The organism is Paenibacillus monticola (genome assembly GCF_009664975.1).
In the GTDB taxonomy this organism is placed as follows: Bacteria; Bacillota; Bacilli; order Paenibacillales; family Paenibacillaceae; genus Paenibacillus_AQ; species Paenibacillus_AQ monticola.
Genome location: NZ_WJXB01000015.1, coordinates 170,927 through 184,740, shown reverse-complemented (window position 1 = coordinate 184,740; position 13,814 = coordinate 170,927). Strand labels below are relative to the sequence as shown.

The following is a 13,814-nucleotide window of genomic DNA, read 5'->3' as shown; positions in this document are numbered from 1 at the left end:
ATTTCCCAATTAGTAAGACCCCTTGAAGACGACGAGGTAGATAGGTTGGAGGTGGAAGTGCAGCAATGCATGGAGCTGACCAATACTAATCGGTCGAGGGCTTATCCACAAACAAGCAAGAAACGCAAATTCGATTCGGATTCAGTTTTCAGGGAGTCAAATTCCTGTGTATTTTATTTATGGAACTTGTATGGAGAGATACCCAAGTGGCTATAAGGGGACCCTCTGCTAAGGGGTTAGATTGCGAAAGCGGTGCGAGGGTTCGAATCCCTCTCTCTCCGCCATTTCAATTCCATAAATATATAAGTGTGGCGGTGTAGCTCAGCTGGCTAGAGCGTACGGTTCATACCCGTGAGGTCGGGGGTTCGATCCCCTTCGCCGCTACCATACATACCCGGAGGCTTAGCTCAGCTGGGAGAGCATCTGCCTTACAAGCAGAGGGTCGGGGGTTCGAACCCCTCAGCCTCCACCATCTTTATTGTTTGGAATACTTTTGACACCGTGCCGGTGTAGCTCAACTGGTAGAGCAACTGACTTGTAATCAGTAGGTTGGGGGTTCAAGTCCTCTCGCCGGCACCATTTATTACCAATGCGGAACCGTGGTGTAGTTGGCCTAACATGCCTGCCTGTCACGCAGGAGATCGCGGGTTCGAATCCCGTCGGTTCCGCCATTTTTTCCACAAATGAAGTGGAACGGTATGAAATTTCCGCTTTATTTTCATGTAATTTTATGGCTCGGTAGCTCAGTCGGTAGAGCAGAGGACTGAAAATCCTCGTGTCAGCGGTTCGATTCCGTTCCGAGCCACCTTTTTTCTTGGAGGATTAGCGAAGCGGCCAAACGCATCAGACTGTAAATCTGCTCACGTAAGTGTTCGGTGGTTCGAATCCATCATCCTCCACCAGTTTTATGAGCCATTAGCTCAGTTGGTAGAGCACCTGACTTTTAATCAGGGTGTCGAAGGTTCGAATCCTTCATGGCTCATCACTAACGCAAAAAGTCATCACCTTAGGGTGGTGGCTTTTTTGTGTTTTGCAAAGGTAACCTCTGGAATATTCTATGATGAGCAAAGCGTAAGAATGTTGGAGAATCATTCGTGGTTTTACGGCAAGTCCGCAAATTATCGGGAAATATGATAAAATAGTCGAAAAGAGCAAAAGTGGTGGAGTAGGGTGACGATGGATAGCGAGACATTGCGACAAAAGTTGGAGCAACTCACCGGAAAAAAAGCCGGAATCAAGCAGTTAGGGAGGCAGCAATCAGCTTCCCTTTTTGGTATAGGGTCAGAAGGACAGGATCAGCCCATCATTCACGAGGGATCTCTTTGGGTTCCTCTGTATGAGGATGAGGGGCGTACGACGGCAGTATGGGTGGAAATGGAGGGACTTACACCTCTGGAAGTGCAGTTAGTGAACTATGCAGCAAGAAATTTCTCAGTTGCTCTCAAAGCGACAGGACTTAGAGAAGAAGGGGAAGTGGAGGCTCGGCAGCTTAGCAGTTGGTTAAATTCACAGTTGGAGCAGGAGAAGGACGATGCAGAAATTCCTGATGATGTGGCTTTAAAAGGACGGTTGTTTGGGGACATGGTTCCGTTTCTGCTGATTAGTGAGAATTTACATAGCCCCCAGATCACCTACCGGTCGCTAATGAAGTTGTTGCGTAGTTATTTTGAGAATGATATTCTGCTGATCCCTCTGCAGGAGAAGGAGTGGCTAATATTGGCTCGTAAGGAGCTACTCACTGACGGTGAAGATAAGGATGATGAGGAAGAGAGCGAGGACGATCTGCTGTCACAGACTTGTATGGGTCTGCATGAGCTGATTGCCAGTGAATGGGTGGGTGTGTTCCATTTGGCGGTTGCACCACCTATAGTACCGGTTAAAGGATTGACTGGCTCGGTGGCGCTGCTAAGAGAAACCATAATATTGGGCCGCATTTTCCAAGTTGGTGACTACATTCATTTGCCGTGGGAACTCCATTTGGAGCGTCTGGTAAACAGCATCCCTGATGCTCGCCGTAAGCAGCTGCTCAGTCAGATTGGAGATTATACCTCTGTGCTTGCGGATAGAGAGATGCTGCTGACCTTGGAGACTTTTTTTCAGATGGACTGCAATGTTAGTGAGACGGCTAAAAAATTGTATATACACCGCAATACGCTGTTGTACCGTTTAGACAAGATAAAGCAAGAAACAGGAGCGGATGTACGTAGCTTTGGAGACGCTGCCATTGTTAAGCTGACCATGCTATTGTATAAAGTGACGAAAAGGAAATAGGTTTTTTGTGAACGTTACAAATAGCCAGTTAGGCACTAGTGGGGTAAGATAAACGTATAAGAAATGAATTGGTTTTAAAAAAATTAATTAATTGACTCGAGGGGGAAATACAATGGCAGGCGTACGTTTAGAGCATATTTTCAAAAAATACCCGGGTTCTGATAAAGCAACAGTAATCGATATCAATCTTGATATTAAAGATAAGGAATTTCTAGTTTTGGTTGGACCTTCCGGTTGTGGTAAATCCACAACATTGCGTATGATCGCTGGTTTGGAAGAAATTACTGAAGGTAAAATGTACATTGGCGACCGTGTTGTCAATGACGTTGCTCCTAAAGACCGCGATATCGCGATGGTATTCCAATCCTATGCCTTGTACCCGCATATGAGCGTGTATCAGAACATGGCCTTCGGTTTGAAACTGCGTAAAGTCAAGAAAGATGAGATCGACAAAAAAGTGCGCGATGCGGCTAAGATTCTCGATATCGAGCATTTGCTTGAACGTAAACCAAAAGCACTTTCCGGTGGTCAACGCCAACGTGTCGCTTTGGGACGTGCAATCGTTCGTGATCCACAAGTCTTCTTGATGGATGAGCCTTTGTCCAACTTGGATGCTAAACTTCGTGGTCAAATGCGTGCTGAAATCACTAAACTGGTTAAGCGCCTTGAAACTACTTGTATCTATGTAACACATGACCAAACAGAAGCAATGACAATGGGTGATCGCATCGTAGTTATGTATGATGGTATTATTCAACAAGCGGCTTCTCCAGAAGAACTGTACAATGAACCAACTAATTTGTTCGTGGCTGGATTCATCGGATCCCCGACTATGAACTTTATCAGTGGTACTTTGTCTGACGTGAGTGGTGCTGTTCGTTTCGTTGCTCAAAATCTTGATGTTGAAGTACCAGGCGGCAAAGCTACAATGTTGCGCTCTAAAGGTTACATCGGCAAAGAAGTGATCATGGGCGTTCGTCCTGAAGATATTCATGAAGAACCAGTATTCCTGGAAGCTTCACCGAATACAATCTTCACTTCATTGGTTGATGTTACTGAAAACCTGGGCCATGAAATGCTCCTTTACTTGAGCGGACTTGGCAATACTACTGTAATTGCCCGTGTAGATGGACGTTCCACTACTCGTGAAGGCAGCAAGCCAAAGCTGGCAATTGACATGAACAAAATTCACCTCTTTGATAAAGAGTCCGAACTTAACATTTTGCTGGGATAAGATATACGTGTCTTCTCTCCTTTGAGAAAGCCGCCCGAAAGGGTGGCTTTTTTGTCTATTACGACTCGAAATGGATGGGTATTAAGATTGCATTCATAAGCGTTATCAATTAAGATAGCAGGAGAATTACCTCCGGCTGGAATGGAAATGACTGCTAACCGGACTTGGGGAAGCGGGCAACAAACCGCAGGTGACGAAAGGGCGAATATACATGGCTAAGAAAGTAAAAGTATCAGAATTGGTACAACATTTTCAATTAGAGGTTATCTCCGGACAAGAAGGACTGAAAAGGCCCATTACGGTTGACGACCTGAATCGCCCCGGACTGGAAATGGCCGGTTACTTTGAATATTATCCGGAAGAACGTGTGCAACTGTTGGGCAAGACAGAGTTGGCGTTTTTTTCTATGCTGCCTGAAGCAGAGCGGAAGAGTCGTATTCTGGGGATCTGTAATGATAATACACCTTGTATCGTCATTACACGTAGTTTGGAAGTGCCGCAGGAGCTAATAGATATCAGTAATGAGAAAAGCTTGCCAGTGCTGCGCAGTTCGATGGCTACAACTATTTTCTCCAGTAAGTTAACAAGCTTTCTAGAAGGCAAATTGGCTCCCTCAGCAACCATTCATGGAGTACTATGCGATGTGTATGGCGTGGGTATGCTAATTACCGGCAGCAGCGGAATTGGTAAGAGCGAGACAGCATTAGAGCTTGTTAAACGAGGTCATCGGTTGATCGCCGATGATGCGGTGGAAATTCGTCAAACTTCTGATAGTCAGCTGCATGGTACTGCTCCAGAGCTAATTCGTCATCTTTTGGAAATCCGCGGTGTAGGTATCATTAATGTGATGACGCTCTTTGGTGCGGGAGCCATCCGTAATCATAAGCGTATTACGCTTGTCGTCAGACTGGAAGCGTGGCAGCAGGACAAGCAGTATGACCGCCTCGGGCTGGATGAGGAAACAACGAAGATTATTGATACGGATATCCCACTTGTAACGATTCCGGTTCGTCCAGGACGTAACCTTGCAGTTATTATAGAAGTGGCAGCCATGAATTATCGCTTGAAGCAAATGGGCTTTAATGCAGCTCTGCAATTCACCAATAAACTTACAGCTACCATTTCTGAAGACATGGATGATCTGGATTAGGAGCGTGAGATATATGTTTCCATTAGCAATAGATCCAATTGTATTCTCCATTGGATCACTGCCAGTTCACTGGTATGGCTTGATATTAGGTTTAGGCGCACTAGTGGGTTTATTTCTGGCCATCTATGAAGGTAAAAGGTTTGGCATTCCGCAGGAATTTTTCATGGACATGCTGTTGATAGGTGTGCCTTCGTCAATTATAAGCGCACGCATATACTATGTTGCTTTTTCATGGGATCAATATAAGAATAACTTAATGGATGTCTTTAAGATCTGGAATGGTGGTATTGCCATTTATGGGGCGTTGATTGGGGCCGTTATTTGCGCAATTATATTTTACCGATATAAAGGATATCCGTTCTGGCGGATTATTGATATTTGTGCACCAGGGCTGTTGGCTGGGCAAATGATTGGACGCTGGGGTAATTTTGTTAACCAGGAAGCATACGGCGGGGTTGTCGAGGAATCTTTTCTACGTAATAAGCTGCATCTGCCTGACTTCATTGTTAATCAAATGTACATAGGGGATGCCTTTCATCACCCGACGTTCCTGTATGAATCTCTGTGGAGCTTACTGGGTATCGCTCTACTGTTAGTGCTGCGTCGTCAAAAATTTGTGCGTGCCGGTGAAATATTCCTTTCTTATTTCATCTGGTACTCTATTGGACGGTTCTTTATTGAAGCCTTGCGTACGGACAGCTTGGGCTTTAACGGAAGCAGTGGTCTGGCAACGCTCATGAATAAGTTATGGACGCCTATGACCTGGTTTGGCTTTAAGCAAGGTTATCTGGATCCAGCTTACGGAAATATACGTATTTCACAGCTGCTGGCTCTACTAATCATCATTGCTGCAATTGTATATATCATTATCCGCCGGACGACAGGTCCGACTAAAGCACATTATTCTGATCCTATCGTGTGCAGTAAGCCGATTGCTGCAGATACTGTAGTTCCGGAAAGTGCAGTGAATACGCCGAAGAAGGCAACGCAAGATGGACAACCTGAGCAGGCACAACCTGTGGCTGAGGATAAAAAGGAGCAATAAACCCTGATGATAGAATGCGTTCTTTTTGATCTGGATGGAACGATTGTCGATACGAACGAGCTGATCATTAGTTCATTCATGTATGCCCTGAAGCAGAATGCCCTAACGCCCCTCAGTCGGGAGCAGATGATTCCACATATGGGGACTACGCTTCAGCAGCAGATGAGAGTATTCTCTGGTCTTGAGGATGTAAGCATTCTGGAGAAATCGTACCGTTCTTATAATAATGAGCATCATGATGAGCTTATCCGCTCCTTCCCGTATGTGAATGAGACGTTGGAGGAGCTTTCACGGCGTGGAATAAAGATGGGAATTGTAACTACCAAAATCCGCCCGACAACAATCAAAGCGCTGGAAATGTTCGATCTGCTTAAGTATATGGATACGATTGTGACGGTTACGGATGTTACCGAGCCTAAGCCTCATCCTGAGCCTGTATTGACTGCAGTTCGCAACCTTGGTGTTGATCCCCGCAAAACACTGATGATTGGCGATAGTGTAGTGGATATACAGTCGGCCAAGGCGGCTGGTGTTCGCGTGGCGGCGGTTTCGTGGTCGCTCAAAGGAGAAGAAATGCTGCGCAAGTATGAACCGGACTATATTATTCATGACATGAGGGATATATACGGTATCGTGGAGCAAGGGACGAATGAATCGTGAGAAACGTAACCCGCTATCCAGTAGAAGGGCATAACTCGCTGTGGTACATTTATCGCACGGTTAGTCCGTGGAAAGGTGTACGCAATTTTATTTTTATCCAGATTGCCCGCTATTGTCCGATCCTTCCGCTCAAAAACTGGATTTACCGCCGAATCCTCGGCATGAAGGTCGGAAAGCATACGGCATTTGGGTTAATGGCGATGGTAGATGTTTTTTTTCCGGAAAAGATAACGGTTGGTGAGAATTCGATTATTGGCTATAATACGACAATTCTGGCACATGAGTATCTAATTAAGGAATATCGCCTCGGTGAAGTGATAATCGGGGAAAATGTGCTGATCGGTGCTAATACCACCATTCTTCCTGGGGTTACCATTGGAGATTGGGCGGTTGTCGCTGCAGGTTCTGTAGTGCATAAGGATGTGGCAGCCGGCTCCTTTGTGGGTGGGAATCCGCTGCGCGTGCTACGGCCCTCTTCAGCGGAGGATGGAACGGAAGAGTTGTGAATAAAATCTCTGCTCTGCAGTTAAATATTGCGTGCGTTAGCGCAAGTCTCTGCAGGGTTTTTGGCGTTGATAGGAGGAGAGAAGATGGGACAAAAAGAAAGAATTCCACAGCTTGATATTTATCGGGCTATCGCTATCTTTGCAGTGTTGGCTATTCATGCTACCTCACGCACGTTAGCAGAGACGCTCGATACCTCAATGTTTCACCCGTTCTTGTTCGTTAATAAGTTCAGCCAGTTTGCGGTACCTTCATTTGTGTTCTTAAGCGGGTTCGTCCTGTTCTATAATTACATTGACCGCCCACTTGGTGGAAAGACACTGGGGAAGTTCTATAGCCGAAGGCTAATTTATATTATTGTGCCATATGTAATGTTCTCATTGTTTTATTTCGTAATGAAGATGACGGCAGGTCATACCTGGGGTTTACCTCCAGCAGAACTTGCTGCCAAGCTTGGTAAGTATTTATGGACGGGAACAGCATACACGCATCTGTATTATGTCATCATCATCATTCAATTTTATGTTCTGTTTCCCTTGATGCTGTGGTGTCTACAAAAGGTCCGCCGTCTTGCCGCCTGGGCGCCTTTGATCGGACTGCTGCTGCAGTGGGGGTTTGTGTTGCTGAATAAATATATGGTTACCCATGGCTATTGGCAGCTGTCTAAGGGGAGCTTGGCGATCACCTATTTCTCGTATTTTCTGCTTGGTGCGGCGGTGGCAGTGTATTACTCTTCTCTAAAGAAATGGCTTATCCCAACACGTGAAGGCTGGCGCTCCGGTAAAGCTTCTGTATGGATTGCGCTGTGGTTGTTGTGGATTGCTGCAGGAGTGATTCATGTGGAGCTGTGGTTTAACAATTATACGAAGAAGACGGTCATTAATAGTCTTTGGTATGAAGCTTTCTCGAATATTCATGCGCTGCTCTCCTGTATCGTGCTGATGCAAATTTCCTTTTTATTATATGGTGCAGGCCGTAGTCTGCTGACGAGACTGTTAGTCTCGATTGGTGCCTGTTCGTTTGGTATTTATCTGCTGCATCCTGCACTGTTGTATTTCTATAGAAGATTGCCGTTTCACGGTGGTTCTTTCGCTTATACTGCGGCGATTGTCGGTGGCTGGCTGGTCGCCCTGTTGGGCTCTTGGCTCGTAGTTGCCATAGCCTTCCGATATGTAAAGCCTGCCTGGATTATCTTCGGCTCTGCACCACAGAAGCCTAAATCAGAAGTCAAACACACAGGGTAGCAAGTTTCAGATGAACAGAAAATTCAAAAACGCCGACCATCCCCAGGCTGGGGATGGTCGGCGTTTTTGAATTTTTGGAAGAACTTTATTCTCCGGCTTGCTCCCGTTGAAATTCAGCGATGGCCTGATATTGACTCTCTAGACTGCGGTAAACGGAAATGTAGATGGGCAGCAGCTGTTGGTACACGTTGGCATGAGCCTCTATGGGGCGATGTTGATGGGTAGAGCCAATCATATCAAACACGATGTCGAAGGACTCTGTACGGTCTGTAGCGTAAAGTCCGAGTACGACTGCACCGAGGCAGGAGCTTTCGAAGCTCTCCGGGACCACAACCTCCTGATTAAAGATGTCAGCCATCATTTGCCGCCACAGGGAGGAGCGGGCAAAGCCACCTGTTGCCAGTATTTTGGTTGGCCGCCCGATAATTTCTTCCATTGCCAGTAAGACCGTATACATATTGAAAATAACGCCCTCCAGCACAGAGCGTATCATATGCTCCTTGCGGTGACTCATTGTGAGTCCGAAGAAGGAGCCCCGTGCATCGGGGTTCCACAGTGGCGCACGTTCACCCGTCAGGTAAGGATGGAATAGCAGTCCGTCACTTCCTGGGGATACCTGTTCAGCGATCCGAGTCAGCACATCATAAGGATCAATACCGAGCCGCTTCGCTGTCTCCACCTCAGACGCTGCGAATTCATCGCGTACCCAACGAAATAATATTCCCCCATTATTGACCGGACCTCCGATAACCCAATGCTTCTCTGTTAATGCATAACAAAAAATGCGCCCTTTTGGATCTACCATCGGACGGTCTACAACGGTGCGGATGGCACCGCTGGTGCCGATTGTAGCGGCAATGACGCCCGGTTCAATCGCTCCAACCCCGAGGTTGGAGAGAACGCCATCGCTTGCTCCTATTACAAATTTGGTGGCAGGAAGCAATGCAAGCTGTTCTCCCATTCCAGGCAACAAGCCCTGCATGATATAAGTAGTCGGAACGAGTCTGGAGAGCTGGTCGCTAGTAATACCGGCAATCTCCAAAGCCTCTGTATCCCAATCTAATTTCTCTAGATTCAGCATTCCTGTAGAAGATGCAATAGAGTGGTCCACAACGTATTCGCCGAACAGTTTGGCAAAAACATATTCTTTTATGGAAATAAATTTAGCGGTTTTATGGAAAAGGTCCGGGTGGTCCTGCCGGAGCCACATTAGCTTGGTAATAGGAGACATCGGATGGATCGGTGTTCCGGTACGCATATAAAGTTCATGTCCGTTCAACTCGTTCTTCAAGTGCCGAGCACATTCAGCACTACGGTTATCTGCCCATGTAATACACTGGGTAAGGGGCTTACCGGCATGATCTATAGCGATAACACTGTGCATGGCGGAGCTGAAGGAGACAAACATAATATTCGCTGGCGTAATTCCGCTTTGCTGTACCACTCTTGAGATCGTGCCAATGACCGCATGCAGAATTTGCTCAGGGTCCTGCTCGGCTATAGACGGTGAAGGCTTATGAAGCGGGTAACCTTCATCGGCTTGAGCCATAATGCTTCCATTCTCCTGAAACAGGACTGCCTTTGTACTTGTTGTACCAATATCAACACCAATCATATAGTGTATACTCATGCCGTCAGCCTTCCTTCGCAATGTAGCGGAAACGGTCGAACTAATTATTCAGTCGTCCCGTTCCGACACCTAATTTTGAATACAAACGATACGCCTGCCCCTTAAGGCAAGCTGCGAATGAGTGTTTCTCCGGAATCAGCGAAATACTCCTGAACGACCTTGCGGATGGTTTCCACATTCCCAGAATGGAGTCCCTCGATAATCGTTCGATGTTTCTCCGCGACCCAATTCATCCGTTCCTCGCCACTTTCAAATCCTTTTTCAGTTGTAATTAGAATCACCGTCATCACAATATGACGAATGCTGTTCCACAAATGTAATATCCGGGTGTGATTAGCTTCGGTGATGATGGCTTCATGAAAAGAAAAATCCTGATAAGCAAAATCAACGAAGTTATTATACTTAATAGCAAGCTTCATTTTGTCGATACTCTGCTCAAGTCGTGAAATCAGTGACGCATGGTTCCCTTCCACAAGTTTCTGCTGGGCGAAGCTTTCGATAAGATACCGTACGTCATAGAGTTCCTCAACATCCTTCAAGTTCAACCCGATGACAACGGCCCCCATGCGCTCGAGGCGGATCAATCCCTCTATAGATAACGATTTTAGTGCTTCCCGAACAGGGGAGCGGCTAGTACCGAATTCTGCGGCAATACGATTCTCGGAGAGGATCTCCCCGGGTTTAATCTTTTCATTTATAATTTGCAGCCTGAGTTCGCAGGCGATTGATTCCCCAAGAGAGGCTCCTTGCAGCCAGGCGGTAGGGTATTGCATCATAACACGACTCCTCTAAAACGCGATTGGTTTGTATACTATAAATATTGTTCTTCATCGATTTTAGCATACAATGTCTTTGCGGTTCCATCGGTATAAAGAGTCTTCGACCTGGCTGTACCCTCATGAACCTTGGAGTAGATTAGTTCTCTGGTACAATGGCGTGACCGCCAAATTCATTGCGGAGCGCTGCTACAACTTTTCCATGAAAAGTATTTTCCTCCATTGAACGGTACCTCATCAGCAGGGAGAGGGCGATAATCGGTGTACTGGCTTCTAACTCAAGGGCAGTCTCTACGGTCCATTTTCCTTCGCCGGAGCTCTGCATGACACCCTTTATACCGGATAGCTTCGGATCTTTGGAAAAAGCATTCTGTGTGAGTTCCATTAGCCATCCGCGGATCACAGAGCCGCTCGACCATACGCGGGCTACGTCCTCGTAATTGAAATCAAAGCTGCTCTTCTCTAGAAGCTCAAAGCCCTCAGCTATCGATTGCATCATCCCGTATTCAATACCGTTATGAATCATCTTCAGGAAATGACCACTACCGTTGTTTCCAGCGTACAGATAACCCTGATCCACTGCCAGATCACGAAAGAGGGGCTCAATTTCCGTAAAAATCTCGCGATTCCCGCCGATCATGAAGCAGGCACCATGTTCTGCTCCTTCGGTTCCACCGGACGTACCCGCATCAAAGAAGTGAATCCCCAGTGCGCCGAGCCGTTCTCCACGAGCGATGGACTCTTTGTAATGAGAATTCCCGCCTTCAATAATAATGTCGCCTTCATCCAGCAGACTAGCAAGAGTGTCGATAACCCCTTCTACTACAGGTCCGGCTGGAACCATGATCCATACGATTCTGGGGCGCTGTAGCCCAGCAACCAACTCTTCTATAGTAGCGACTGGAATCGCTCCATGTTTAGCGAGCTCCGCGCCTCGTTCCGGATTAATATCGCTCACCATTATTTCATGCCCGTGTCCAAGCAAGTTCAATACCAGATTATAACCCATTTTTCCAAGACCAATCATACCCAGTTTCATTTCGCTTTTCACTCCTCAAATAATCTCGTATTCCATTGTTGTATACTTGTATACAACTTTATATTCATCTTACTCCTGCTCGCTTAAATTTGCAAAGACTAATTAGGAAAGTGGTAAGAAGATCAGATATATTTAATAAATGTGGGAATCAATGATATTCTGATATAGTGAGATCAATTGACGAAAAAGAACGGTCCATGGTACGATGTTTCAAACGCTTTAATTTGCTACCACTTTACCATAGTAAAGTAAAATGATAGTATGAACATATAAATCCGATATTATTCGATGAGGTGACTAGAAGAAGATGTCCAAACCGAAGGGATTCGAAAAGCCGACTGGCGTGCGTGACTATCTGCCGCATGCGGTAGCGAAGCTGCGCAAGATTGAGAACGATGTACTTCACTGTATGAGCCGCTGGGGCTACCGGCAAATTATGACCCCTACACTGGAATACTACGATACGGTCGGTGTGGCTAGTTCTACATCAGATCAGAAGTTGTATAAATTACTCAACAATCGCGGGCAGGCGTTGGTGCTTCGCTCGGAAATGACTGCACCGGTTGCACGGGTCGTCTCTTCATTATTGAAGGATGAGCCGCTTCCGCTACGGTTGTCCTACCACGCTAACGTCTTCCGTGCGATTGAGGCAGAAGCGGGTCGGGAAGCGGAGTTCTTCCAGACCGGTGTTGAGCTGGTGGGCGACGACTCGCCTGAGGCGGATGCTGAAGTGGTTGCGCTAGCTATTTCTTCGCTGCAGGCAGCGGGTGTGAAATCTTTTAAAATCGCGATGGGGCATGTGGGCTTCCTGAACGGACTATTCCAAGAAGCACTTCCCGGCTTGCCGGAGGCGCAAGAGGATCTAAAGAGTCATCTTTTGAGTCGTGACTATGTCTCCTTCCGAGAGAGCATCCGCCGCTTGAACCTGTCGGATGCCCAAAAGAATGAACTGAATGGGTTGCTGCGGCTACGGGGGGGGAAAGAAATTTGTGGACAGGCGCTCGAACTAAGCGATCATCCATTAGCCCGCGTCTCTATCGAGCATCTTTGTAAGGTATGGGAAGTATTGGTGTCCTACGGAGTATCCCAACATGTAATGATCGATCTGACCATGATTGGGGACTTTTCATATTACACAGGTATGACCTTTGAGGGCTATGCCTCAGAGCTTGGTTTTCCCGTATGCAGCGGCGGACGATACGATAATCTACTGCAGCAGTTCGGGCGACCTATTCCTTCTACAGGATTCTCTCTGAAGACAAACCGTATTCTTGACGGAGTGACTGGAGCGATCGAAGCGGAAGAGCTTCCTATACTAATCCAATATGATATTCCCCGGCGCAAAGAAGGGCTGCAGGAAGCCATGCGCTTGCGGTTGGAGGGACATTCAGTCATCACCAGACTGGCAACAGGACCAGAGGATCTTAAGATGGTGAAGCGCCTTACTACGGATACGATTGAAGCAGAGGGTGAGCGTTATGGAGAAATTTACACGTTCGTGTCTTTTGTAAGTGAGCACGGCTGATAACCATAGAAGAATAATAGAGGTTAAAGCGAAATTTCGCACTGAAAATGGAGGGTACTTAAAATGGCGCAGATATTGAAGGTGGCCATGCCTAAAGGCCGGATTTACAATAAAGCTGCCGAGCTGTTTCGGCTGGCAGGTCTTCCGATTCCCCCAGACGGCGAAGCCTCACGCAAGCTGGTGATTTCACTGCCTGAAGCGGGAATGGAGTTTATACTGGCGAAGCCGGTGGATGTACCTACATATGTAGAGTATGGCGTGGCCGATATTGGGATTGTCGGTAAGGATGTCTTGCTGGAGGAGGATCGTGACGTGTATGAGCTGCTCGATCTCGGCATCGCACGTTGCCGAATGTCCATTATTGGTCTGCCCAATTGGCAGCCAGGCATCCAACAGCGCGTAGCGACAAAATATCCGAACGTGGCCTCCCGGTACTTTCGGGAGCAGGGGCAGCAGGTTGAGGTTATTAAACTGAATGGCTCGATTGAGCTTGCTCCGCTTATCGGTCTGGCTGATCGTATCGTGGATATGGTCGAAACCGGACAAACGCTGCGGGATAACGGATTGGTGGAAATGAAGAGCATATTCGAGATTACGAGCCGGCTTGTGGCGAATCGCGTGAGCTACCGAATGAAGAACAAAGAAATACAACTGCTATGTGACCGCCTGCAGGCGGTTATCGTAGAACCGGGTTTGTCGATAGGTGGAAGTAATCGTTAAGGCATGTTTAAGGAGG

At 46.9% G+C, this 13,814-nt stretch carries 12 protein-coding genes, 8 tRNA genes and 1 rRNA gene; 18 read left to right on the top strand and 3 right to left on the bottom strand.

Annotated elements, in window-relative coordinates; genetic code table 11:
* The 16 genes from GJB61_RS27445 to GJB61_RS27370 form a co-directional block, all read left to right on the top strand.
* Positions 1-109 (top strand): 23S ribosomal RNA (locus tag GJB61_RS27445); the annotation flags it as partial.
* Between the two features lie 83 nt (positions 110-192).
* Positions 193-284 (top strand) — tRNA-Ser (locus GJB61_RS27440).
* Positions 285-310: 26 nt separating this feature from the next.
* Positions 311-387 (top strand) — tRNA-Met (locus GJB61_RS27435).
* A 9-nt stretch (positions 388-396) separates the two neighbouring features.
* Positions 397-472, top strand: a tRNA-Val gene (locus GJB61_RS27430).
* A 31-nt stretch (positions 473-503) separates the two neighbouring features.
* Positions 504-579: transfer RNA gene (locus GJB61_RS27425), tRNA-Thr, on the top strand.
* A 14-nt stretch (positions 580-593) separates the two neighbouring features.
* Positions 594-671, top strand: a tRNA-Asp gene (locus GJB61_RS27420).
* Between the two features lie 61 nt (positions 672-732).
* Positions 733-805, top strand: a tRNA-Phe gene (locus GJB61_RS27415).
* An 11-nt stretch (positions 806-816) separates the two neighbouring features.
* Positions 817-902 (top strand) — tRNA-Tyr (locus GJB61_RS27410).
* A gap of 7 nt (positions 903-909) precedes the next feature.
* Positions 910-982 (top strand) — tRNA-Lys (locus GJB61_RS27405).
* A gap of 194 nt (positions 983-1,176) precedes the next feature.
* Positions 1,177-2,271 carry a PucR family transcriptional regulator gene (locus GJB61_RS27400; protein ID WP_154122209.1) on the top strand — a complete coding sequence of 365 codons (1,095 nt, stop codon included), beginning with the start codon at positions 1,177-1,179 and terminating at the stop codon, positions 2,269-2,271.
* Between the two features lie 112 nt (positions 2,272-2,383).
* A complete protein-coding gene (locus GJB61_RS27395; protein ID WP_154122208.1) occupies positions 2,384-3,505 on the top strand; it encodes an ABC transporter ATP-binding protein in 1,122 nt (373 codons plus the stop codon).
* A 211-nt stretch (positions 3,506-3,716) separates the two neighbouring features.
* Positions 3,717-4,655, top strand: a complete 939-nt coding sequence (gene hprK, locus GJB61_RS27390; protein ID WP_154122207.1) for an HPr(Ser) kinase/phosphatase — start codon at positions 3,717-3,719, stop codon at positions 4,653-4,655.
* 13 nt (positions 4,656-4,668) lie between these two features.
* Positions 4,669-5,700 (top strand): prolipoprotein diacylglyceryl transferase, encoded by a 1,032-nt coding sequence (gene lgt, locus GJB61_RS27385; RefSeq protein ID WP_154122206.1) that lies wholly within the window; start codon positions 4,669-4,671, stop codon positions 5,698-5,700.
* A 6-nt stretch (positions 5,701-5,706) separates the two neighbouring features.
* Complete coding sequence (ppaX, locus tag GJB61_RS27380; RefSeq protein ID WP_154122205.1) at positions 5,707-6,360, top strand: pyrophosphatase PpaX; 654 nt, start codon at positions 5,707-5,709, stop codon at positions 6,358-6,360.
* A complete protein-coding gene (locus GJB61_RS27375) occupies positions 6,357-6,866 on the top strand; it encodes an acyltransferase (protein WP_338116156.1) in 510 nt (169 codons plus the stop codon). Before ppaX ends, GJB61_RS27375 begins: the two co-directional genes overlap by 4 nt.
* Positions 6,867-6,950: 84 nt before the next feature.
* Positions 6,951-8,108, top strand: coding sequence for an acyltransferase (locus tag GJB61_RS27370; protein WP_154122204.1), 1,158 nt, complete (start codon positions 6,951-6,953; stop codon positions 8,106-8,108).
* A gap of 85 nt (positions 8,109-8,193) precedes the next feature.
* Here GJB61_RS27370 and gntK read toward each other — a convergent pair whose 3' ends face one another.
* From gntK to gnd, 3 genes are all read right to left on the bottom strand, one after another.
* The gene (gene gntK / locus GJB61_RS27365; RefSeq protein WP_154122203.1) at positions 8,194-9,738 is read right to left on the bottom strand and encodes a gluconokinase; all 1,545 of its coding nucleotides are present in this window, start codon (positions 9,736-9,738) and stop codon (positions 8,194-8,196) included.
* 101 nt (positions 9,739-9,839) lie between these two features.
* Positions 9,840-10,511 (bottom strand): GntR family transcriptional regulator, encoded by a 672-nt coding sequence (locus GJB61_RS27360; protein ID WP_154122225.1) that lies wholly within the window; start codon positions 10,509-10,511, stop codon positions 9,840-9,842.
* A 142-nt stretch (positions 10,512-10,653) separates the two neighbouring features.
* Positions 10,654-11,553: a phosphogluconate dehydrogenase (NAD(+)-dependent, decarboxylating) gene (gene gnd / locus GJB61_RS27355; protein WP_154122202.1), complete on the bottom strand. Its 900-nt coding sequence runs from the start codon at positions 11,551-11,553 to the stop codon at positions 10,654-10,656.
* 307 nt (positions 11,554-11,860) lie between these two features.
* Here gnd and GJB61_RS27350 point away from each other — a divergent pair, with 307 nt between their 5' ends.
* Positions 11,861-13,078, top strand: a complete 1,218-nt coding sequence (locus tag GJB61_RS27350) for an ATP phosphoribosyltransferase regulatory subunit (RefSeq protein WP_154122201.1) — start codon at positions 11,861-11,863, stop codon at positions 13,076-13,078.
* Between the two features lie 63 nt (positions 13,079-13,141).
* Positions 13,142-13,798, top strand: a complete 657-nt coding sequence (hisG, locus tag GJB61_RS27345; protein ID WP_154122200.1) for an ATP phosphoribosyltransferase — start codon at positions 13,142-13,144, stop codon at positions 13,796-13,798.
* Positions 13,799-13,814: the final 16 nt, after the last annotated feature.

Coding starts and splice junctions, on each gene's coding strand:
- GJB61_RS27360 (WP_154122225.1), bottom strand. CDS start 10,511: ATGCAATACCCTACCGCCTGGCTGCAAGGAGCCTCTCTTGGGGAATCA.
- GJB61_RS27400 (WP_154122209.1), top strand. CDS start 1,177: ATGGATAGCGAGACATTGCGACAAAAGTTGGAGCAACTCACCGGAAAA.
- ppaX (WP_154122205.1), top strand. CDS start 5,707: ATGATAGAATGCGTTCTTTTTGATCTGGATGGAACGATTGTCGATACG.
- GJB61_RS27350 (WP_154122201.1), top strand. CDS start 11,861: ATGTCCAAACCGAAGGGATTCGAAAAGCCGACTGGCGTGCGTGACTAT.
- gntK (WP_154122203.1), bottom strand. CDS start 9,738: ATGAGTATACACTATATGATTGGTGTTGATATTGGTACAACAAGTACA.
- hprK (WP_154122207.1), top strand. CDS start 3,717: ATGGCTAAGAAAGTAAAAGTATCAGAATTGGTACAACATTTTCAATTA.
- GJB61_RS27395 (WP_154122208.1), top strand. CDS start 2,384: ATGGCAGGCGTACGTTTAGAGCATATTTTCAAAAAATACCCGGGTTCT.
- lgt (WP_154122206.1), top strand. CDS start 4,669: ATGTTTCCATTAGCAATAGATCCAATTGTATTCTCCATTGGATCACTG.
- hisG (WP_154122200.1), top strand. CDS start 13,142: ATGGCGCAGATATTGAAGGTGGCCATGCCTAAAGGCCGGATTTACAAT.
- gnd (WP_154122202.1), bottom strand. CDS start 11,553: ATGAAACTGGGTATGATTGGTCTTGGAAAAATGGGTTATAATCTGGTA.
- GJB61_RS27370 (WP_154122204.1), top strand. CDS start 6,951: ATGGGACAAAAAGAAAGAATTCCACAGCTTGATATTTATCGGGCTATC.